The organism is Solibacillus sp. FSL K6-1554, assembly GCF_038005185.1.
Taxonomy (GTDB): domain Bacteria; phylum Bacillota; class Bacilli; order Bacillales_A; family Planococcaceae; genus Solibacillus; species Solibacillus silvestris.
The window spans coordinates 2957401-2975000 of sequence record NZ_JBBOSS010000001.1; the positions used below are offsets into that span (position 1 = coordinate 2957401).

At 44.1% G+C, this 17600-nt stretch carries 10 protein-coding genes, 40 tRNA genes and 2 rRNA genes; 1 reads left to right on the forward strand and 51 read right to left on the reverse strand.

Translation table 11 applies throughout. The features are described 5' to 3' along the window. Nucleotides 1-37: 37 nt before the first annotated feature. From MHB58_RS14665 to MHB58_RS14685, 5 genes are all read right to left on the reverse strand, one after another. Nucleotides 38-1474 (reverse strand): o-succinylbenzoate--CoA ligase, encoded by a 1437-nt coding sequence (locus tag MHB58_RS14665; RefSeq protein WP_014823060.1) that lies wholly within the window; start codon nucleotides 1472-1474, stop codon nucleotides 38-40. 78 nt (nucleotides 1475-1552) lie between these two features. Beyond that, the gene (gene menB, locus MHB58_RS14670) at nucleotides 1553-2377 is read right to left on the reverse strand and encodes a 1,4-dihydroxy-2-naphthoyl-CoA synthase (protein WP_008408141.1); all 825 of its coding nucleotides are present in this window, start codon (nucleotides 2375-2377) and stop codon (nucleotides 1553-1555) included. A gap of 21 nt (nucleotides 2378-2398) precedes the next feature. Further along, on the reverse strand, nucleotides 2399-3211 hold the full coding sequence (menH, locus tag MHB58_RS14675) for a 2-succinyl-6-hydroxy-2,4-cyclohexadiene-1-carboxylate synthase (RefSeq protein ID WP_065215470.1): 813 nt from the start codon (nucleotides 3209-3211) through the stop codon (nucleotides 2399-2401). Continuing rightward, on the reverse strand, nucleotides 3193-4926 hold the full coding sequence (gene menD, locus MHB58_RS14680; RefSeq protein WP_340735464.1) for a 2-succinyl-5-enolpyruvyl-6-hydroxy-3-cyclohexene-1-carboxylic-acid synthase: 1734 nt from the start codon (nucleotides 4924-4926) through the stop codon (nucleotides 3193-3195). The genes menH and menD overlap by 19 nt, the downstream gene beginning before the upstream one ends. Then, the gene (locus tag MHB58_RS14685) at nucleotides 4919-6301 is read right to left on the reverse strand and encodes an isochorismate synthase (RefSeq protein WP_340735465.1); all 1383 of its coding nucleotides are present in this window, start codon (nucleotides 6299-6301) and stop codon (nucleotides 4919-4921) included. The genes menD and MHB58_RS14685 overlap by 8 nt, the downstream gene beginning before the upstream one ends. Before the next feature lie 242 nt (nucleotides 6302-6543). Here MHB58_RS14685 and MHB58_RS14690 point away from each other — a divergent pair, with 242 nt between their 5' ends. After that, nucleotides 6544-7461: a 1,4-dihydroxy-2-naphthoate polyprenyltransferase gene (locus MHB58_RS14690; protein ID WP_008408137.1), complete on the forward strand. Its 918-nt coding sequence runs from the start codon at nucleotides 6544-6546 to the stop codon at nucleotides 7459-7461. Nucleotides 7462-7502: 41 nt separating this feature from the next. Here MHB58_RS14690 and MHB58_RS14695 read toward each other — a convergent pair whose 3' ends face one another. The 46 genes from MHB58_RS14695 to MHB58_RS14920 all read right to left on the reverse strand — a co-directional run bounded on the left by MHB58_RS14695 (nucleotide 7503) and on the right by MHB58_RS14920 (nucleotide 17315). After that, complete coding sequence (locus MHB58_RS14695; RefSeq protein WP_008408136.1) at nucleotides 7503-7847, reverse strand: TraR/DksA family transcriptional regulator; 345 nt, start codon at nucleotides 7845-7847, stop codon at nucleotides 7503-7505. A gap of 63 nt (nucleotides 7848-7910) precedes the next feature. Beyond that, nucleotides 7911-8669, reverse strand: a complete 759-nt coding sequence (locus MHB58_RS14700) for a MerR family transcriptional regulator (protein WP_340735466.1) — start codon at nucleotides 8667-8669, stop codon at nucleotides 7911-7913. Nucleotides 8670-8908: 239 nt separating this feature from the next. Beyond that, on the reverse strand, nucleotides 8909-9106 hold the full coding sequence (locus tag MHB58_RS14705) for a hypothetical protein (protein WP_340735467.1): 198 nt from the start codon (nucleotides 9104-9106) through the stop codon (nucleotides 8909-8911). Between the two features lie 99 nt (nucleotides 9107-9205). Further along, complete coding sequence (locus MHB58_RS14710; protein WP_340735468.1) at nucleotides 9206-9382, reverse strand: hypothetical protein; 177 nt, start codon at nucleotides 9380-9382, stop codon at nucleotides 9206-9208. A gap of 78 nt (nucleotides 9383-9460) precedes the next feature. After that, nucleotides 9461-9532: transfer RNA gene (locus MHB58_RS14715), tRNA-Glu, on the reverse strand. A 2-nt stretch (nucleotides 9533-9534) separates the two neighbouring features. Beyond that, nucleotides 9535-9625: transfer RNA gene (locus MHB58_RS14720), tRNA-Ser, on the reverse strand. 13 nt (nucleotides 9626-9638) lie between these two features. Beyond that, nucleotides 9639-9714, reverse strand: a tRNA-Asn gene (locus tag MHB58_RS14725). Nucleotides 9715-9723: 9 nt separating this feature from the next. Next, a tRNA-Ile gene (locus tag MHB58_RS14730) sits at nucleotides 9724-9800 on the reverse strand. Nucleotides 9801-9811: 11 nt separating this feature from the next. Beyond that, nucleotides 9812-9885: transfer RNA gene (locus tag MHB58_RS14735), tRNA-Gly, on the reverse strand. Nucleotides 9886-9888: 3 nt separating this feature from the next. Beyond that, a tRNA-Phe gene (locus tag MHB58_RS14740) sits at nucleotides 9889-9964 on the reverse strand. Between the two features lie 5 nt (nucleotides 9965-9969). Beyond that, nucleotides 9970-10045, reverse strand: a tRNA-Asp gene (locus MHB58_RS14745). A 3-nt stretch (nucleotides 10046-10048) separates the two neighbouring features. Further along, nucleotides 10049-10123, reverse strand: a tRNA-Met gene (locus MHB58_RS14750). Between the two features lie 45 nt (nucleotides 10124-10168). Beyond that, nucleotides 10169-10261: transfer RNA gene (locus tag MHB58_RS14755), tRNA-Ser, on the reverse strand. Nucleotides 10262-10281: 20 nt separating this feature from the next. Then, nucleotides 10282-10358: transfer RNA gene (locus MHB58_RS14760), tRNA-Ile, on the reverse strand. A 7-nt stretch (nucleotides 10359-10365) separates the two neighbouring features. Continuing rightward, nucleotides 10366-10439 (reverse strand) — tRNA-Met (locus tag MHB58_RS14765). A 26-nt stretch (nucleotides 10440-10465) separates the two neighbouring features. Then, nucleotides 10466-10541 (reverse strand) — tRNA-Ala (locus MHB58_RS14770). 8 nt (nucleotides 10542-10549) lie between these two features. Further along, nucleotides 10550-10626, reverse strand: a tRNA-Pro gene (locus MHB58_RS14775). Nucleotides 10627-10634: 8 nt separating this feature from the next. Beyond that, a tRNA-Arg gene (locus tag MHB58_RS14780) sits at nucleotides 10635-10711 on the reverse strand. A 19-nt stretch (nucleotides 10712-10730) separates the two neighbouring features. Then, nucleotides 10731-10819 (reverse strand) — tRNA-Leu (locus tag MHB58_RS14785). A 6-nt stretch (nucleotides 10820-10825) separates the two neighbouring features. Further along, nucleotides 10826-10900: transfer RNA gene (locus tag MHB58_RS14790), tRNA-Gly, on the reverse strand. A gap of 45 nt (nucleotides 10901-10945) precedes the next feature. Next, nucleotides 10946-11030, reverse strand: a tRNA-Leu gene (locus MHB58_RS14795). A gap of 16 nt (nucleotides 11031-11046) precedes the next feature. Continuing rightward, nucleotides 11047-11122: transfer RNA gene (locus MHB58_RS14800), tRNA-Lys, on the reverse strand. Nucleotides 11123-11128: 6 nt separating this feature from the next. Continuing rightward, a tRNA-Thr gene (locus MHB58_RS14805) sits at nucleotides 11129-11204 on the reverse strand. 9 nt (nucleotides 11205-11213) lie between these two features. Continuing rightward, a tRNA-Val gene (locus tag MHB58_RS14810) sits at nucleotides 11214-11289 on the reverse strand. A gap of 1056 nt (nucleotides 11290-12345) precedes the next feature. Next, nucleotides 12346-12417: transfer RNA gene (locus MHB58_RS14815), tRNA-Glu, on the reverse strand. Between the two features lie 2 nt (nucleotides 12418-12419). Further along, nucleotides 12420-12510: transfer RNA gene (locus tag MHB58_RS14820), tRNA-Ser, on the reverse strand. A gap of 13 nt (nucleotides 12511-12523) precedes the next feature. Further along, nucleotides 12524-12599: transfer RNA gene (locus MHB58_RS14825), tRNA-Asn, on the reverse strand. Nucleotides 12600-12608: 9 nt separating this feature from the next. Next, nucleotides 12609-12685, reverse strand: a tRNA-Ile gene (locus tag MHB58_RS14830). Nucleotides 12686-12696: 11 nt separating this feature from the next. Continuing rightward, nucleotides 12697-12770 (reverse strand) — tRNA-Gly (locus MHB58_RS14835). Between the two features lie 3 nt (nucleotides 12771-12773). Then, nucleotides 12774-12849: transfer RNA gene (locus MHB58_RS14840), tRNA-Phe, on the reverse strand. A 5-nt stretch (nucleotides 12850-12854) separates the two neighbouring features. Continuing rightward, nucleotides 12855-12930, reverse strand: a tRNA-Asp gene (locus MHB58_RS14845). Between the two features lie 3 nt (nucleotides 12931-12933). After that, nucleotides 12934-13008: transfer RNA gene (locus tag MHB58_RS14850), tRNA-Met, on the reverse strand. Between the two features lie 45 nt (nucleotides 13009-13053). Then, a tRNA-Ser gene (locus MHB58_RS14855) sits at nucleotides 13054-13146 on the reverse strand. A gap of 20 nt (nucleotides 13147-13166) precedes the next feature. Next, nucleotides 13167-13243: transfer RNA gene (locus MHB58_RS14860), tRNA-Ile, on the reverse strand. 7 nt (nucleotides 13244-13250) lie between these two features. Then, nucleotides 13251-13324: transfer RNA gene (locus tag MHB58_RS14865), tRNA-Met, on the reverse strand. Between the two features lie 26 nt (nucleotides 13325-13350). Beyond that, a tRNA-Ala gene (locus MHB58_RS14870) sits at nucleotides 13351-13426 on the reverse strand. A gap of 8 nt (nucleotides 13427-13434) precedes the next feature. Further along, nucleotides 13435-13511, reverse strand: a tRNA-Pro gene (locus MHB58_RS14875). Between the two features lie 8 nt (nucleotides 13512-13519). Then, nucleotides 13520-13596 (reverse strand) — tRNA-Arg (locus tag MHB58_RS14880). 19 nt (nucleotides 13597-13615) lie between these two features. Beyond that, a tRNA-Leu gene (locus MHB58_RS14885) sits at nucleotides 13616-13704 on the reverse strand. 6 nt (nucleotides 13705-13710) lie between these two features. After that, a tRNA-Gly gene (locus MHB58_RS14890) sits at nucleotides 13711-13785 on the reverse strand. Nucleotides 13786-13830: 45 nt separating this feature from the next. Then, nucleotides 13831-13915, reverse strand: a tRNA-Leu gene (locus tag MHB58_RS14895). A gap of 16 nt (nucleotides 13916-13931) precedes the next feature. Next, a tRNA-Lys gene (locus tag MHB58_RS14900) sits at nucleotides 13932-14007 on the reverse strand. Between the two features lie 6 nt (nucleotides 14008-14013). After that, a tRNA-Thr gene (locus MHB58_RS14905) sits at nucleotides 14014-14089 on the reverse strand. Between the two features lie 9 nt (nucleotides 14090-14098). Then, a tRNA-Val gene (locus MHB58_RS14910) sits at nucleotides 14099-14174 on the reverse strand. Between the two features lie 9 nt (nucleotides 14175-14183). Beyond that, nucleotides 14184-14299: ribosomal RNA gene (rrf, locus tag MHB58_RS14915) — 5S ribosomal RNA — on the reverse strand. Between the two features lie 87 nt (nucleotides 14300-14386). Further along, a 23S ribosomal RNA gene (locus MHB58_RS14920) occupies nucleotides 14387-17315 on the reverse strand. Nucleotides 17316-17600 lie beyond the last annotated feature (285 nt).

A 17600-nucleotide genomic window follows, 5' to 3' on the forward strand; every position in this document is an offset into this window, starting at 1 on the left:
CAAGCATTCATTATGCTTGGGCCTTTTTATCTCCTCATCACTCTTCCAGCAGCTGCATCAACTTTCTTCTTAGCAGTTTATTGGAACCGCTTCGAGGTAAATGACTGACGAAGTGAACATGTTTCGGGACTTTATAATTTGCTAAGTGCTGTGCGCAAAATTTGATGATTTCTTGTTCTGTCATCTGATTTTTTGCAACAATAAAGGCAACAGGGACTTGCCCCCATTTGTCATGCTCCATTCCGCACACACCTGCCTCTTTTACGTTCGGGTGACCGAGCAATAAATTTTCAATTTCAGCCGGATAAATATTTTCTCCGCCTGAAATAATTAAATCACTACGACGATCAACGACAAATAGATACCCTTGTTCATCCAAATAACCAACATCTCCTGTATGAAGCCAGCCATTGATGGTTGTCGGTTTGTCTTTAAAGCGGCCAATATATTTCGGCGTGACATGAGGTCCGCGGATTAATATTTCACCAATGAATTCCCCGTCTTTTGCATCAATTTTAATTTCATTGAAAAACAGCGGTTTGCCGGCAGATCCGATATGTGTCATTGCATCCTCGTTTGCCAGTGTTGCGGTTTGCGAAGACGTTTCTGTCATACCGTAAGTTTGGGCAACACACAAGTCCAGTTCTTCTGATCGTTTTAAATAATCGATCGGTACTGGACCGCCACCTGCTAATGCGACTGTGAAATTGGGATGTGCTTTTTTACCAGCCTGCTCCATTTCGGAAAGTATATTTTCGAGGATGACCGAAACGACTGACATTTTCGTAACGGTACCTTCCATAATTTCCTGTGCACATTTTTTAGCATCAAATTTTTCATATAAACGTATTTTCATCCCATATAGCAATGAACGGACGACAATCGAAAAACCACTTATATGAAAAATTGGAACAGTACAAAGCCATGTATCCTTCTCTGAAATGCCTAAATTCAATGCTGAGCTGATTGCACTTGAACTATGGTTTGAAACGGTTTGGCAAACTCCCTTCGGAAATCCAGTTGTCCCGGATGTATACATAATCGTCAAAGCAAAATCCTCATTCCACTGTGCTGCAATATCATATTCCGACTCCGTTGTCTTATAAAGCTTCGAAAATGGGATGATTCGGTCATCATCAGGAAGTTTGACAAGCTCTTCATCGGCGACTAATATCGCATCTACTTCAGCATCTTCAACTTGATACGCAAGCTCCTGCTTTGCCAGTCTGCCATTCAGCAGTACCATTTCGCATTGTGCTTGCATACATGCATACAGCAGTTCGATTAAAGGCGGTGTAGATGGTGCTAAAATAGCCACCCGTTTTCCATTCGTTAAACGAAGTGTATTTAATTTATAAGCTAACCTAACAGACTGTAAATAAAGCTCGTTAAACGTCCATTGCTCGTCATGAAAGCTCAGTGCAACCCGATTTGGTGTTAAATAGGCTCGTTGCTTGATCCAGTTTGGCTGCATCCTTTTTCCCTCCTATCGTAAAGAAAAGGGATGTCCAAAGTTTTCGGACATCCCTTTTGAATTATTATAACGAACAAATCAAGGGAAACGTGGGAATTGACCGAAGTCTGGTTTACGTTTCTCTTTAAATGCATCGCGGCCTTCTTTTGCTTCATCTGTTGTGTAGTATAGAAGTGTCGCATCACCAGCAAGTTGTTGGATACCAGCTAAGCCGTCTGTATCTGCATTCATTGCAGCTTTTAAGAAACGTAATGCTGTTGGAGACATTTCAAGCATCTCTTCACACCATTTTACTGTTTCATCTTCTAATTGCTCATATGGTACTACTGTGTTTACTAAGCCCATTTCAAGTGCTTGCTGCGCATCGTATTGACGGCATAAGTACCAGATTTCACGAGCCTTTTTGTGTCCTACGATACGTGCTAAGTAACCTGAGCCGTAACCAGCATCGAATGAACCGACTTTAGGTCCTGTTTGACCGAAACGTGCATTTTCTGCAGCGATTGTTAAGTCACATACTACGTGCAATACGTGCCCGCCGCCGATTGCATAACCTGCTACCATCGCTACAACCGGTTTAGGAATTTTACGGATTAACGTTTGTAAGTCTAATACGTTTAAGCGAGGAATTTGGTCATCGCCTACATAACCGCCATGACCGCGTACTTTTTGGTCGCCGCCAGAGCAGAATGCATGCTCGCCCTCACCTGTTAGAATAATTACGCCCACACGCTCATCATCACGAGCACGTGTGAAAGCATCGATCATTTCCGCTGTTGTTTTTGGGCGGAAAGCGTTGCGAACTTCTGGACGGTTAATCGTAATTTTTGCGATCCCGTTATAATATTCATACTTAATATCTTCGTAAGTATGTAAAGATGTCCATAGACGTTGCTTTGTCATATATATTGCCTCCTATTTCGGTTATGAAATCGTTTCCTTTACTATTGTAGCAAACTTTGTCGGATTTTCCACATGAATTGCGTGGCCAACTGCTGGAATTATAAGATGATTTGCTTTTTTTATATGCTCTTGCATTTCAATGTTTAATTGAATGAATTTTCCATCACGCTGTCCGGTAACAAGTGTCACAGGCATCGTTAATGTATTAAGCTTACCCCAAAGTTCAGGCATTACACCTGTCCCCATCCCGCGCAGACTGTTTGCAAGGCCGATTTCACTTTGTTGCATTCGCTCTGTTCGAATTTCCTGCTGTACTACTGCAGGAAGACTTTTTTGAGAAGCAAATAGCGGTATATTTTCCCACTTGGTTACGAATGATTCAATCCCATTCGCGAGTATCTTTTCAGCGAGTGTATCATCCGCCTGCTTTCGTATACTACGCTCCTGGTCATCTTTTAAACCCGGAGAAGCACTTTCCAACAGTAAATGCTCGATTGCAGCCGGGTAGCGAACTGCATAGCTCAATGCTACACGCCCCCCCATCGAATAGCCTACCAGCGAGAAAGTATCAAGCTGTAAGTGATGGAAAAGTTCATGCAGCAGTTCCACTTGAAAATCCATAGAGTAAAATTCAACAGTAGCCGGTGCCGCTGTTTTACCGTGTCCGATTAAATCAACGGCAATACATCTGATGTTTGACGGCAGTTGCGAAACTATCTTTTTCCAAGTATTTGTGCTCCCAGTAAAACCGTGGAGAAATACAATTGTCTGAGTTGCCTGTTCATTCCACTGATCTATATTTACATCCTGGCCTTTTACAGTGAATCGAGCCATTGTTCCATCACCTCATGAATACGCGCCCATAACTCACGGTGCTGCTTTACATTCTCATCACGATCTGTGAAAGCTTCGATTAGTTTAATCGGTGTTTGTTTATCTGCTATTAATGCATTCTTAAATTGTTCCAATGATGTGGCTTTTTCGTAATCCAGCTCATACATTTTGGCCATTTGTTCGAATGTCAATGCAGTCGGTGTACCGAAGAGATCTTCATAATGCTCTTCTACCTTCGATTGCGGTAAATAAGAGAAAATTCCGCCACCGTCATTATTCATGACAATTACCGTTAAATCACATTCCTGATAACGGCTTGCAACAAATGCATTTGCATCATGTAAAAATGCCAGATCGCCAATTAATAAATACGTTTTGCGGTTTTTGCGACCATTACTGAAACCAAGTGCTGTAGATGTTACCCCATCAATTCCATTTGCTCCGCGGTTTGCAAAAATTTGAACAGGGCGATTTTGTGTAAGTAAAAACGTATCAATATCACGGATTGGCATACTGCTGCTGACATAAATGTCGGCGTCTTCCTCAATACTTGTCAGGAATGCCTGTACCATTGCTCCTTCATCATCAGCAAATTGACTGTACTTTTCAATGACATCAGCTGCAAGTAAATCTGCCATTTTCCAAAATTGAACGTACGCCATTTCTGCTTGAGAATTTGCTAATTTCAGCTCCGATAGCCATTCTCCAGGTAACGCATGAATGAAATGTGTCGACATATGAGTAGAATCCCTATACATCGGATCTTCATCGATAACAATATAGCTTTGCGGATTTGCCTGAACGATAAACTGCATTAAAAATTTTGATACAGGCTGTGCACCGAATCGAATGACCGTTTGTGGTCGGACATTTCTTTTGAAGCGTTCATTTTTCATCAATGTATCATATGTAGAAATCGCATATATTTGGCAATCTTCCGGTATTTCTGTGCGCAGGTTCGATAAGCTTTCAATCATTACCGGCCATTTCACTTCACGAATAAAATCCCATAAATATTCTGTGTTCGTTCCTAGCGGCAATTCCCCTACAATCAGAATTCCTGTCGTTGTTTGTTCGATGATTGCTGTCAGCTCTGCCACCGCTTGTTTAGCAGGCTGAAGTTCATTTGTATAGCTTTTAATAAAGCTTGAAACCGGCAATTTATCGGTAAAATCAATGATTAGCGGTTCACGGAACGGTATATTTAGATGAACCGGTCCAAACGGTGCGGTCGTTGCAATGTTTACCGCACGCACTGTGTGTCGTTCGATAAACGGAATCGTTTGCGGTGCCTCATCCGGAATCGGGAATTCTGCCGACCATTTAACATTATCGCCGTATAGCCGTACTTGATTGATCGTCTGTGGTGCTCCTACTTCGCGCAATTCATGCGGACGGTCTGCTGTTAAAACAATTAACGGTACACGTGCATATTTTGCTTCGACAATGGCAGGATAGTAATTGGCCGCTGCTGTTCCTGATGTACATACAAGCACGACTGGTTTCGCAGTTGATTTAGCTAAGCCTAGCGCGTAAAAGGCTGCCGCTCTTTCATCGACTTGACGATGCATTTCGATTTCCTTTGTTGAGGCAAATGCATAGGCAAGCGGTGTAGAGCGAGAGCCGGGACTTACGACAACCTGCTCTACACCAGAAGCTACTAACGCTGACACAATCGTATAAACATATTTGGATAGTACTTCACGTTCATTCATGTAATTGGCCTCCTAAAGCTCGAAGCATTGGACGGAATTTAACGAGTGTCTCTTCATATTCCGATTGTGCTTCCGAATCTTCGACAATTCCTCCGCCTGCATATAAATACGCTTTATCCTGTACTAATGCTGCCGAGCGAATCGCTACCGCAAACTCGCCATTTCCGTCAGCATCGAGCCAGCCGATTGGCGCTGCATACAGCCCTCGGTTCATCGGTTCATATGTCCGGATTATTTCCATTGCCTGTTCACGCGGAACTCCGCCTAAAGCAGGTGTTGGATGCAAATGTTTCACAAGCTGCAAAATTGTTGCATCTTCATTTAACTGTCCTTCAACAGGTGTATATAAATGCTGAATATCACGGATTTTTAATAACTTCGGTCCATGAGGTACCTTTACTTTTGAACAATTCTTTTTGAAGGTGTCGGTAATCATCTCAACAACATAGTGATGCTCACCAAGGTTTTTCAAATCGCTCAGCAACGTTCTTCCAAGTTCCTCATCTGCTTCAGCTGTTGTTCCGCGCTTAATCGAACCTGCCACACATGAAGAATAGGCACGTCCGTTGTCTACCTTTACTAACCGTTCCGGTGATGCGCCGTAAAATAGTAAGTCACCATGCTCTAAGCCAAACAAATAACTTTCCGGCTGCTCATGTACGACATGCGACAAAATTTGCGGAGAAGTGATCGTTTCCTTAAATTGCAATGCTAAAGATCGTGCAATGACAACCTTTTGCGCTTCATTTGCTTTGATTAAGCTCGTTACCTTATTGATGGAATTCAAATATTCCTTCTTATACGGTTCCATATAGCTTGTCATCGTCGGCTTCGCATAAGTTTTAACTTCCTTCACTTGTGCTGCATGAATGAGCTCGTCACGTTCTTTACGAAGTGCTTCAAACGTTGTTGCGCTGTTTTCCTCGTCCGTAATATAGTTTATTGTGACATAAGCTTTATCATTGCGAATAACTAACTGATGTGTTGCGACAGTAAAGTAGCTTTGCGGGAAGTTTGTCCATTCTGCTGAAACTTCATTTTGTGGATCAAAAGTAAAGCCGCCAAAAAGGATTGGCTGCAGATGCTGATCTTCCTCTATGATTTGACTCGTCAGTTTTTTCCATTCATGTTCTACTAAATCGAAACGAGCGTGAGACGCATTGTTTGCAATTGTATAGGCATGTCCTAAACCAACCAATGTGAATGTTTTTTCACGATTTTGCCAGTAGTTTCGTTTTCCTTTATATTTCGATTCGCCTGCCGCAAAAAATGCCAATGCGGACAAACGGCTTACTTCGATTGTTTCCATATAAAAAATTTGCTTTGAATTTGAGCCTACTTCTATTTCAGTGGCGTTGTACCACTTGTGTTGCATGAAAATTCCCTCCGTCATGTTGCAAATTCACTAAGTATGATGCAAGTATAGCGTTATTTTAATACGTGCTTGAATTTTTATATAATTTGCTCATTTTTTTTGCGTTCGCGCAGTAAATAATACCTTCTTATCATAACATTTTTCGAGCAAACGTTACATGTATTGTCCCTTCACTCTGTTCAATTTGTTTTATTTGCATTACAATAGTTTAGATAATTGTATTTAGTTAGGAGCGTTTTTTTATGACAAAAGTCGTTGAAGCGGACAAGGGATTTAAAGTTTGGTGGCATTTAACACGTCCCCACACATTAACAGCTTCATTTGTACCGGTATTATTAGGTACGTCGATGGCACTTTCAATAAATCATGAAACAGTTCATTTTGGCTTGTTTTTTGCAATGCTGATTGCCAGTATGCTAATACAGGCTGCAACAAATATGTTCAATGAATATTATGATTATAAACTTGGCCTGGATAATGAAAACTCCGTCGGTATTGGTGGCACAATCGTCCGACATGGTGTAGCACCAAAAACAATTATGGCTATTGCGCTAAGCTTTTACGGCATTGCAATGCTATTAGGTGTTTACATATGTGCCATGACATCCTGGTGGCTAGTTGCTGTCGGACTTGTATGTATGCTGATTGGCTATTTGTATACTGGAGGACCGTACCCGATTGCTTATTCACCATTCGGGGAGTTAGTTTCAGGGGCAGTAATGGGTATGGGTATTGTTCTAATTGCCTTCTTTATTCAAACAGGTGATGTGACAGCTGATGCTGTAATTATCTCTGTGCCGAGTATGATTCTAGTTGGGGCAATTATGCTTTCTAATAATATCCGGGATATTGTAGGAGATACTGAAGGCGGGCGTAAAACAATGGCTATATTGGTTGGCCGACATAACGCTGTTACAGTACTTGCTGGTTTCTTTATTGTTTCGTATATTTGGATTGCTGGCCTTGTAATTCTAGGTCATTTGACACCATGGGCACTGCTTGTATTATTAAGTGTAAAAAAACCGATTGAAGCGATTAAATTATTCAGAGCAAAAGAAAAACCGCTCGAAGTAATGCCGGCCATGAAATACACAGCCCAAACAAACACGATTTTCGGTTTCTTGTTGGCTGTTGGTTTATTAGTTTCATATTTCATTTAAAACTAAAAGAGGTATGTTGAATAATCAACATACCTCTTTTACTATTCCATAACCTCATCAACATGATCAATACATGTTAAAGCTGTCGGAATTGCTTCTAAACGCTCAAAAGGAATCTCTTTCCCGCATACGATACATTCCCCGTATGTGCCTTCATCCATTGCATTTAAAGCTGTTTGAATTCTTTCAATTTCATCTTCTTTCAATTCATTTAGTGTTTTTTCGGTAACAATTGTCGTTAAATCGGTCGCTGCATCTGCTGGATGATTGTCAACTGCAGTTATTTCTGTATCTTCAACAGCTGGTTCTTCATTAACATGCTCCTGCAAAGTTGCAAGCTCCTCTTCTAAAATACTACGTAAATGGTGTAATTGATTGATATCCATATAAAATCCCCCTTTTTCCATTAATAAAATATTACCTATATGAGGATTTTTAAACATCTTTTCTTATTTATTTGCTGCATAAGCAACGATAACATCATGCAAAAATTGTGTAGCACCTGGCCCTACCCGGTCATCATAGTAAGCAGTAAACCGTTCATCACTTACATACATTTGTGCTAGGCCTATATGTGCTTCCGGGGTATACTTTGCCCAGGAGAAGCTTAGCCAGCGTTTATGAAGCTCTGCTGCTTCCATTGCAACGTCTGACGTTACATCGCCGGACGCCATCGCTTCTTTTAATCGTTCAAACAGTTGGTTTTCCAATTGCTGCATTGCATTATATTGCTCTTCAGTCATCTCTTTAAATTTTTTATTGCTCGCTTCCACTTTAGCTTCACCGTATTTATTACGTATTTCCTCACCGTAGCTCTTTTCATTTTCTTCGATTAGATTGTTTTTAAACACGTCAAATTTCTGTTCATTTGTCATCTTAAGTTCCCCTTCCATTGTTTGGATTGTTTGTTCTATCGTTTTCAGTAAGTCATCAATATGTCGTCTTTTCTTTAGTAATAGCTCGGATTGTTTTTTTAGCTCTTCTTTTACTTCATAATCTGGATGATCGAGCAGTTTTTTTATTTCCTCTAACTTAAAATCCAGCTCCCGGTAAAAAAGTATTTGCTGTAACCGGTCAATATCTTTTTGGCTATATTTTCGGTAGCCATTTTCTGCAATCGTAGAAGGCATCAGCAAACCGATTTCATCGTAATATCGTAGTGTGCGTGCACTCACACCAGATAGCTTGACTAGTTCGTTTATTAACAATTGATCACCTCCTAATTAGTACTATAAAGGTTGACGTAACGTGAAGGTCAATAGATATTATAAAAAAAGAAGCTAACCTAAGTTTTTTCAGGTTGCTTCAATTAATATCTTTTCCAATCTCGGGATAAACTCGTGCAAATAGCTTTCAGGTAATGCTGACATTTGTTCTAATCCGATCTGTTTCACTTCATAATGACGTATATCATTTTCGTATTTATAACCGGATACTTCAATTTACTTTATTTTTGATTCGCAAGCAATATAAACTGTTTTAAGTTAGCAGAGTATATACCATCCAGTTCTTCTCTTTGAATTGAAAACTTCTCAAGACCACCTGTTAATTCATAAACAAATACATTTGCAAACTCATAATCCTTTATTTTTTCATTATCTATACTGTACGGAATGACTCCAAGTGACGTTAATTGCGAAAACATGACCTTAACCCCTACTTCTTCCTTTAATTCGCGTATACCATCTTCAATTGTCTCCGTTGCCAGTATATGACCAGCTGCCGTAATATCAAATTGGTTTGGTTAATCCTTTTTATTTTTGCTACGCAGCTGTAAATAAATACGCCATTCAGAATCTACTTTTTCAATAATCCAGCAATGAAACACTTCATGCCAATAACCTTTTGCATGAACGAGATGACGTTGTTCAATGCCCGTTTCCTTATAAAATTGATCAAATACTTTTAAACGTTCATTCATAAGCTCTTCTCCCTTTTATACAAAAAAAACGCCAAGTACATTGTAACAGTACTTAGCGTTTTTTTGTCTACCTATGTATGACCCGTACGGGATTCGAACCCGTGTTACCGCCGTGAAAGGGCGGTGTCTTAACCACTTGACCAACGGGCCGATGGCGGAGACAGAGGGATTTGAACCCTCGCGCCGCTTACGCGACCTACACCCTTAGCAGGGGCGCCTCTTCAGCCTCTTGAGTATGTCCCCAAAAATAGAAAAATGGCTCCGAAGGCAGGACTCGAACCTGCGACCTGCCGGTTAACAGCCGGATGCTCTACCAACTGAGCTACTTCGGAATAATACTATGGTGGGCCTAAATGGACTCGAACCATCGACCTCACGCTTATCAGGCGTGCGCTCTAACCAGCTGAGCTATAGGCCCTATTTAAAAACTGGAGCGGGTGATCGGAATCGAACCGACAACATCAGCTTGGAAGGCTGAGGTTTTACCACTAAACTACACCCGCATATGGTGGGTTTGGACGGAATCGAACCGCCGACACTTAGAGCTTCAATCTAATGCTCTACCAACTGAGCTACAAACCCACAAATGGCGGTCCCGACCGGGATCGAACCGGCGATCTCCTGCGTGACAGGCAGGCATGTTAACCGCTACACCACGGGACCATTTGGTTGCGGGGGCAGGACTTGAACCTGCGACCTTCGGGTTATGAGCCCGACGAGCTACCACTGCTCCACCCCGCGATAATATTATGTTTGAACCTGTTTTAAGTACCCAGTTTGTAAAAATGGAGGAGGTAGAGGGATTCGAACCCCCGCGCGGTGTTACCCGCCTGTCGGTTTTCAAGACCGATCCCTTCAGCCAGACTTGGGTATACCTCCGTTATATTTAATACGTTAACTGGTGGACCTTACAGGACTCGAACCTGTGACCGGACGGTTATGAGCCGTCTGCTCTAACCAACTGAGCTAAAGGTCCTTTAAGATGGCGGCAGAGGGAGTCGAACCCACGACCTTTCGGGTATGAACCGAGTGCTCTAGCCAACTGAGCTACACCGCCAGGATCTTTATTTTGGTTACAAATTATGGTGGAGCCTAGCGGGATCGAACCGCTGACCTCCTGCGTGCAAGGCAGGCGCTCTCCCAGCTGAGCTAAGGCCCCATAAATGATGGTCGGAATGACAGGATTCGAACCTACGACCCCTTGGTCCCAAACCAAGTGCTCTACCAAGCTGAGCTACATTCCGAAATAATATGGCGCGCCCGGCAGGAGTCGAACCCACAACCTTCTGATCCGTAGTCAGACGCTCTATCCAATTGAGCTACGGGCGCATACTGTTTATTTAAAAGATGGTGCCGAGGGCCGGAATCGAACCGGCACGGTGATCACTCACCGCAGGATTTTAAGTCCTGTGCGTCTGCCAGTTCCGCCACCCCGGCATTTTTTGGAGCGGAAGACGAGGTTCGAACTCGCGACCCCCACCTTGGCAAGGTGGTGTTCTACCACTGAACTACTTCCGCAAAATGCTTAAGATATTTTTACTCTGACAGTAATATGAAATTAAATGGTGCGGGTGAAGGGAGTCGAACCCCCACGCCTTGCGGCGCTAGATCCTAAGTCTAGTGCGTCTGCCAATTCCGCCACACCCGCTAAGCAGTATATAAACTGGTGAGCCATGAAGGACTCGAACCTTCGACCCTCTGATTAAAAGTCAGATGCTCTACCAACTGAGCTAATGGCTCTCTAAATGGTGCCGGCGAAAGGAGTCGAACCCTCGACCTACTGATTACAAGTCAGTTGCTCTACCAACTGAGCTACACCGGCATTTAGAAATGGTGGAGGATGACGGGCTCGAACCGCCGACCCCCTGCTTGTAAGGCAGGTGCTCTCCCAGCTGAGCTAATCCTCCAATGGGTATTTGCTGATTACACTTTCGTAACCGCATGTCCTATCTCTTAAGGACAAGATTTATATTATCATTACTTTTTTTATAATGCAATACCTTTTTTGAAATTATTTTTAAAAAATATATTATTTTCTATTTTTTCCATGAACCAACTGAGATTGCTCATGAAAACGTTTACTTAGTATAACGAAATTCTAATATGTTTGTCTAATTTTATCAAGGCTTGTTTTTAATATTTATAAATCATTCTGATATAATTATTAATATTACTTATAAATATCAAGTGTTTTAGAATATACGACTACTTATTTATACATTTTATATACTGAAGCTGTCAAGAAAATGTCCGTACTTTTATCATTATTTTTTTTAAGTATTGATATAATGTACATTTTATTTATTTCCACCTATTGGTTTCTCAATATAGTCTTTATCTTTATGTTATTTTCATTATTTTTATTATTCTATAATAATTATTTCCGTGTTTAAATACGCTTAGAATTGCGCTATTTCATTAAATGATTTTGATGCATACCGCAGCCTTATTGGGATTCCACGATTCGGCCGTTAAATCCTTGTTATTTCACCTTTAAATTGCTTTTTACCATGTTCTTTAATGAACCGGGGATTTGATACCTCTATTTGAATTAATGATGGGAAATCCGATTAAAAAGCCCTCTAACATAGTGTCAACTAAACTTCTTGCATGCTCACAATCGACCTTCATTAAATAACCGGAAAATCTCTGCTTTCTTTTTCGCTCCTGCCTACTATCTTGTTCTCCCTTAATCCATGTTTAGTGATCGAGGATGTATGCTTTTTCACGCAGTATCAATAAAACAATATAATCTTAAAGTAGATTCCGTTTGTGGGTTAATTGAATAAAAATATTTCAACACAGTTTTTTTATCTTTATTATAAGACAGCATAATATTGTGTAAGAAATTTCATCCCTTAAATTTAGCAGCATTGTTTATTATCTTAAGAGAGCTTTTACCGCAACAAAAAAACGCCAAGTACATTGTAATAAGTACTTAGCGTTTTTCGTCTTCCTATGTATGACCCGTACGGGATTCGAACCCGTGTTACCGCCGTGAAAGGGCGGTGTCTTAACCACTTGACCAACGGGCCGATGGCGGAGACAGAGGGATTTGAACCCTCGCGCCGCTTACGCGACCTACACCCTTAGCAGGGGCGCCTCTTCAGCCTCTTGAGTATGTCCCCAAAAATAGAAAAATGGCTCCGAAGGCAGGACTCGAACCTGCGACCTGCCGGTTAACAGCCGGATGCTCTACCAACTGAGCTACTTCGGAATAATACTATGGTGGGCCTAAATGGACTCGAACCATCGACCTCACGCTTATCAGGCGTGCGCTCTAACCAGCTGAGCTATAGGCCCTATTTAAAAACTGGAGCGGGTGATCGGAATCGAACCGACAACATCAGCTTGGAAGGCTGAGGTTTTACCACTAAACTACACCCGCATATGGTGGGTTTGGACGGAATCGAACCGCCGACACTTAGAGCTTCAATCTAATGCTCTACCAACTGAGCTACAAACCCACAAATGGCGGTCCCGACCGGGATCGAACCGGCGATCTCCTGCGTGACAGGCAGGCATGTTAACCGCTACACCACGGGACCATTTGGTTGCGGGGGCAGGACTTGAACCTGCGACCTTCGGGTTATGAGCCCGACGAGCTACCACTGCTCCACCCCGCGATAATATTATGTTTGAACCTGTTTTAAGTACCCAGTTTGTAAAAATGGAGGAGGTAGAGGGATTCGAACCCCCGCGCGGTGTTACCCGCCTGTCGGTTTTCAAGACCGATCCCTTCAGCCAGACTTGGGTATACCTCCGTTATATTTAATACGTTAACTGGTGGACCTTACAGGACTCGAACCTGTGACCGGACGGTTATGAGCCGTCTGCTCTAACCAACTGAGCTAAAGGTCCTTTAAGATGGCGGCAGAGGGAGTCGAACCCACGACCTTTCGGGTATGAACCGAGTGCTCTAGCCAACTGAGCTACACCGCCAGGATCTTTATTTTGGTTACAAATTATGGTGGAGCCTAGCGGGATCGAACCGCTGACCTCCTGCGTGCAAGGCAGGCGCTCTCCCAGCTGAGCTAAGGCCCCATAAATGATGGTCGGAATGACAGGATTCGAACCTACGACCCCTTGGTCCCAAACCAAGTGCTCTACCAAGCTGAGCTACATTCCGAAATAATATGGCGCGCCCGGCAGGAGTCGAACCCACAACCTTCTGATCCGTAGTCAGACGCTCTATCCAATTGAGCTACGGGCGCATATTGTTTATTTAAAAGATGGTGCCGAGGGCCGGAATCGAACCGGCACGGTGATCACTCACCGCAGGATTTTAAGTCCTGTGCGTCTGCCAGTTCCGCCACCCCGGCATTTTTTGGAGCGGAAGACGAGGTTCGAACTCGCGACCCCCACCTTGGCAAGGTGGTGTTCTACCACTGAACTACTTCCGCAAAATGCTTAAGATATTTTTACTCTGACAGTAATATGAAATTAAATGGTGCGGGTGAAGGGAGTCGAACCCCCACGCCTTGCGGCGCTAGATCCTAAGTCTAGTGCGTCTGCCAATTCCGCCACACCCGCTAAGCAGTATATAAACTGGTGAGCCATGAAGGACTCGAACCTTCGACCCTCTGATTAAAAGTCAGATGCTCTACCAACTGAGCTAATGGCTCTCTAAATGGTGCCGGCGAAAGGAGTCGAACCCTCGACCTACTGATTACAAGTCAGTTGCTCTACCAACTGAGCTACACCGGCATTTAGAAATGGTGGAGGATGACGGGCTCGAACCGCCGACCCCCTGCTTGTAAGGCAGGTGCTCTCCCAGCTGAGCTAATCCTCCAATATTCTAGCGAAGCGACGTCCTACTCTCACAGGGGGAAGCCCCCAACTACCATCGGCGCTAAAGAGCTTAACTTCCGTGTTCGGTATGGGAACGGGTGTGACCTCTTTGCCATCATCACTTCACTATAGTGGCCTTTAAATAAGCCTATGTAAAAGAATTTCATTCTTTCAAAACTGGATAAACGTTTCATTGAGTTTGTGCAATAAAATGTGGTTAAGTCCTCGACCGATTAGTATTCGTCAGCTGCATGCGTCACCGCACTTCCACCTCGAACCTATCTACCTGATCGTCTTTCAGGGGTCTTACTTACTTGCGTAATGGGAAATCTCATCTTGAGGGGGGCTTCATGCTTAGATGCTTTCAGCACTTATCCCGTCCATACATAGCTACCCAGCGATGCCTTTGGCAAGACAACTGGTACACCAGCGGTATGTCCATCCCGGTCCTCTCGTACTAAGGACAGCTCCTCTCAAATTTCCTACGCCCACGACGGATAGGGACCGAACTGTCTCACGACGTTCTGAACCCAGCTCGCGTACCGCTTTAATGGGCGAACAGCCCAACCCTTGGGACCGACTACAGCCCCAGGATGCGATGAGCCGACATCGAGGTGCCAAACCTCCCCGTCGATGTGGACTCTTGGGGGAGATAAGCCTGTTATCCCCGGGGTAGCTTTTATCCGTTGAGCGATGGCCCTTCCATGCGGAACCACCGGATCACTAAGCCCGTCTTTCGACCCTGCTCGACTTGTAGGTCTCGCAGTCAAGCTCCCTTATGCCTTTACACTCTACGAATGATTTCCAACCATTCTGAGGGAACCTTTGGGCGCCTCCGTTACTCTTTAGGAGGCGACCGCCCCAGTCAAACTGTCCGCCTGACACTGTCTCCTACCCCGCTAAGGGGCATGGGTTAGAAGTTCAATACAACCAGGGTAGTATCCCACCGACGCCTCCTTCGAAGCTGGCGCTCCGAGATCTCTGGCTCCTACCTATCCTGTACAAGTTGTACCAAAATTCAATATCAGGCTACAGTAAAGCTCCACGGGGTCTTTCCGTCCTGTCGCGGGTAACCTGCATCTTCACAGGTACTATAATTTCACCGAGTCTCTCGTTGAGACAGTGCCCAGATCGTTACGCCTTTCGTGCGGGTCGGAACTTACCCGACAAGGAATTTCGCTACCTTAGGACCGTTATAGTTACGGCCGCCGTTTACTGGGGCTTCAATTCACAGCTTCGCTTGCGCTAACCGCTCCTCTTAACCTTCCAGCACCGGGCAGGCGTCAGCCCCTATACGTCACCTTACGGTTTTGCAGAGACCTGTGTTTTTGCTAAACAGTCGCCTGGGCCTATTCACTGCGGCTTCTCTAGGCTATGCACCCAAAGAAGCACCCCTTCTCCCGAAGTTACGGGGTCATTTTGCCGAGTTCCTTAACGAGAGTTCTCTCGCACACCTTAGGATTCTCTCCTCGACTACCTGTGTCGGTTTGCGGTACGGGCACCTCTCACCTCGATAGAGGCTTTTCTTGGCAGTGTGAAATCAGGAACTTCGCTCATACGAGCTCGTCATCACAGCTCAACGTTAAAGTATGCGGATTTGCCTACATACACGCCTTACTGCTTGAACACGCGCAACCAACGGCGTGCTTACCCTATCCTACTGCGTCCCCCCATTTCTCAAACGGTGAGGAGGTGGTACAGGAATATCAACCTGTTGTCCATCGCCTACGCCTATCGGCCTCGGCTTAGGTCCCGACTAACCCTGAGCGGACGAGCCTTCCTCAGGAAACCTTAGTCATACGGTGCATGGGATTCTCACCCATGTTTCGCTACTCATACCGGCATTCTCACTTCTAACCGCTCCACCAGTCCTTCCGGTCTGACTTCAACGCTGTTAGAACGCTCTCCTACCACGCATACTCAAAGTATGCATCCACAGCTTCGGTGAATCGTTTAGCCCCGATACATTTTCGGCGCAGCGTCACTCGACCAGTGAGCTATTACGCACTCTTTAAATGATGGCTGCTTCTAAGCCAACATCCTGGTTGTCTAAGCAACGCCACATCCTTTTCCACTTAACGATTACTTGGGGACCTTAGCTGGTGGTCTGGGCTGTTTCCCTCTTGACTACGGATCTTATCACTCGCAGTCTGACTCCCGTGTATAAATATCCGGCATTCGGAGTTTGTCTGAATTCGGTAAAGCGAGATGCCCCCCTAGTCCAAACAGTGCTCTACCTCCGGTATTCTCAATCACGAGGCTAGCCCTAAAGCTATTTCGGAGAGAACCAGCTATCTCCAGGTTCGATTGGAATTTCTCCGCTACCCACACCTCATCCCCGCACTTTTCAACGTGCGTGGGTTCGGGCCTCCAGTGAGTGTTACCTCACCTTCACCCTGGACATGGGTAGATCACCTGGTTTCGGGTCTACGACCACGTACTAATTCGCCCTATTCAGACTCGCTTTCGCTGCGGCTCCGTCTTCTCAACTTAACCTCGCACGTAATCGTAACTCGCCGGTTCATTCTACAAAAGGCACGCTATCACCCATTAACGGGCTCTAACTACTTGTAGGCACACGGTTTCAGGATCTATTTCACTCCCCTTCCGGGGTGCTTTTCACCTTTCCCTCACGGTACTGGTTCACTATCGGTCACTAGGTAGTATTTAGCCTTGGGAGATGGTCCTCCCGGATTCCGACGGAATTTCACGTGTTCCGCCGTACTCAGGATCCACTCTGGAGGGAATGAACTTTTGACTACAGGGCTTTTACCTTGTTTCGCGGACCTTTCCAAGTCGCTTCGTCTAATTCATTCTTTTGTAACTCCGTATAGAGTGTCCTACAACCCCAAAGAGCAAGCTCTTTGGTTTGGGCTCTTCCCGTTTCGCTCGCCGCTACTCAGGGAATCGAATTTTCTTTCTGTTCCTGCAGGTACTTAGATGTTTCAGTTCCCTGCGTCTGTCTTCAACACGCTATGAATTCACGTGAAGATACTATCCGATTAAAGATAGTGGGTTCCCCCATTCGGAAATCCCCGGATCAAAGCTTACTTACAGCTCCCCGAGGCATATCGGTGTTAGTGCCGTCCTTCATCGACTCCTAGTGCCAAGGCATCCACCGTGCGCCCTTATTAACTTAACCAAAAGTTAACACTTAGATCAGAGATCTAAGATTTAAGTTTACACGTCAATTGCTTGACTTGTTTAAAAATCTATAAAATAGAAATTTGATTTATTGCTTTCAATGTCGTTTTATCCAGTTTTCAAAGAACGAAGCAGCTGACTTCAATCACATCGTGAGAAGCTTCACTGATTTTGCTTCATGCAGCTTTGCGACGTAAGCGCAAGCGTCAGGAGCAAGGTTTGAAGTATTTCATTCATTTAAGAATGAACCTTCAAAACTGAACAGCAAACGTTAATGTTACAT

Bases quoted from the DNA above. Each gene is read 5' to 3' on its own strand.
- MHB58_RS14665 (WP_014823060.1), bottom strand. From the start codon at position 1,474: ATGCAGCCAAACTGGATCAAGCAACGAGCCTATTTAACACCAAATCGG.
- menB (WP_008408141.1), bottom strand. From the start codon at position 2,377: ATGACAAAGCAACGTCTATGGACATCTTTACATACTTACGAAGATATT.
- menH (WP_065215470.1), bottom strand. From the start codon at position 3,211: ATGGCTCGATTCACTGTAAAAGGCCAGGATGTAAATATAGATCAGTGG.
- menD (WP_340735464.1), bottom strand. From the start codon at position 4,926: ATGAATGAACGTGAAGTACTATCCAAATATGTTTATACGATTGTGTCA.
- MHB58_RS14685 (WP_340735465.1), bottom strand. From the start codon at position 6,301: ATGCAACACAAGTGGTACAACGCCACTGAAATAGAAGTAGGCTCAAAT.
- MHB58_RS14690 (WP_008408137.1), top strand. From the start codon at position 6,544: ATGACAAAAGTCGTTGAAGCGGACAAGGGATTTAAAGTTTGGTGGCAT.
- MHB58_RS14695 (WP_008408136.1), bottom strand. From the start codon at position 7,847: ATGGATATCAATCAATTACACCATTTACGTAGTATTTTAGAAGAGGAG.
- MHB58_RS14705 (WP_340735467.1), bottom strand. From the start codon at position 9,106: ATGTTTTCGCAATTAACGTCACTTGGAGTCATTCCGTACAGTATAGAT.
- MHB58_RS14710 (WP_340735468.1), bottom strand. From the start codon at position 9,382: ATGAATGAACGTTTAAAAGTATTTGATCAATTTTATAAGGAAACGGGC.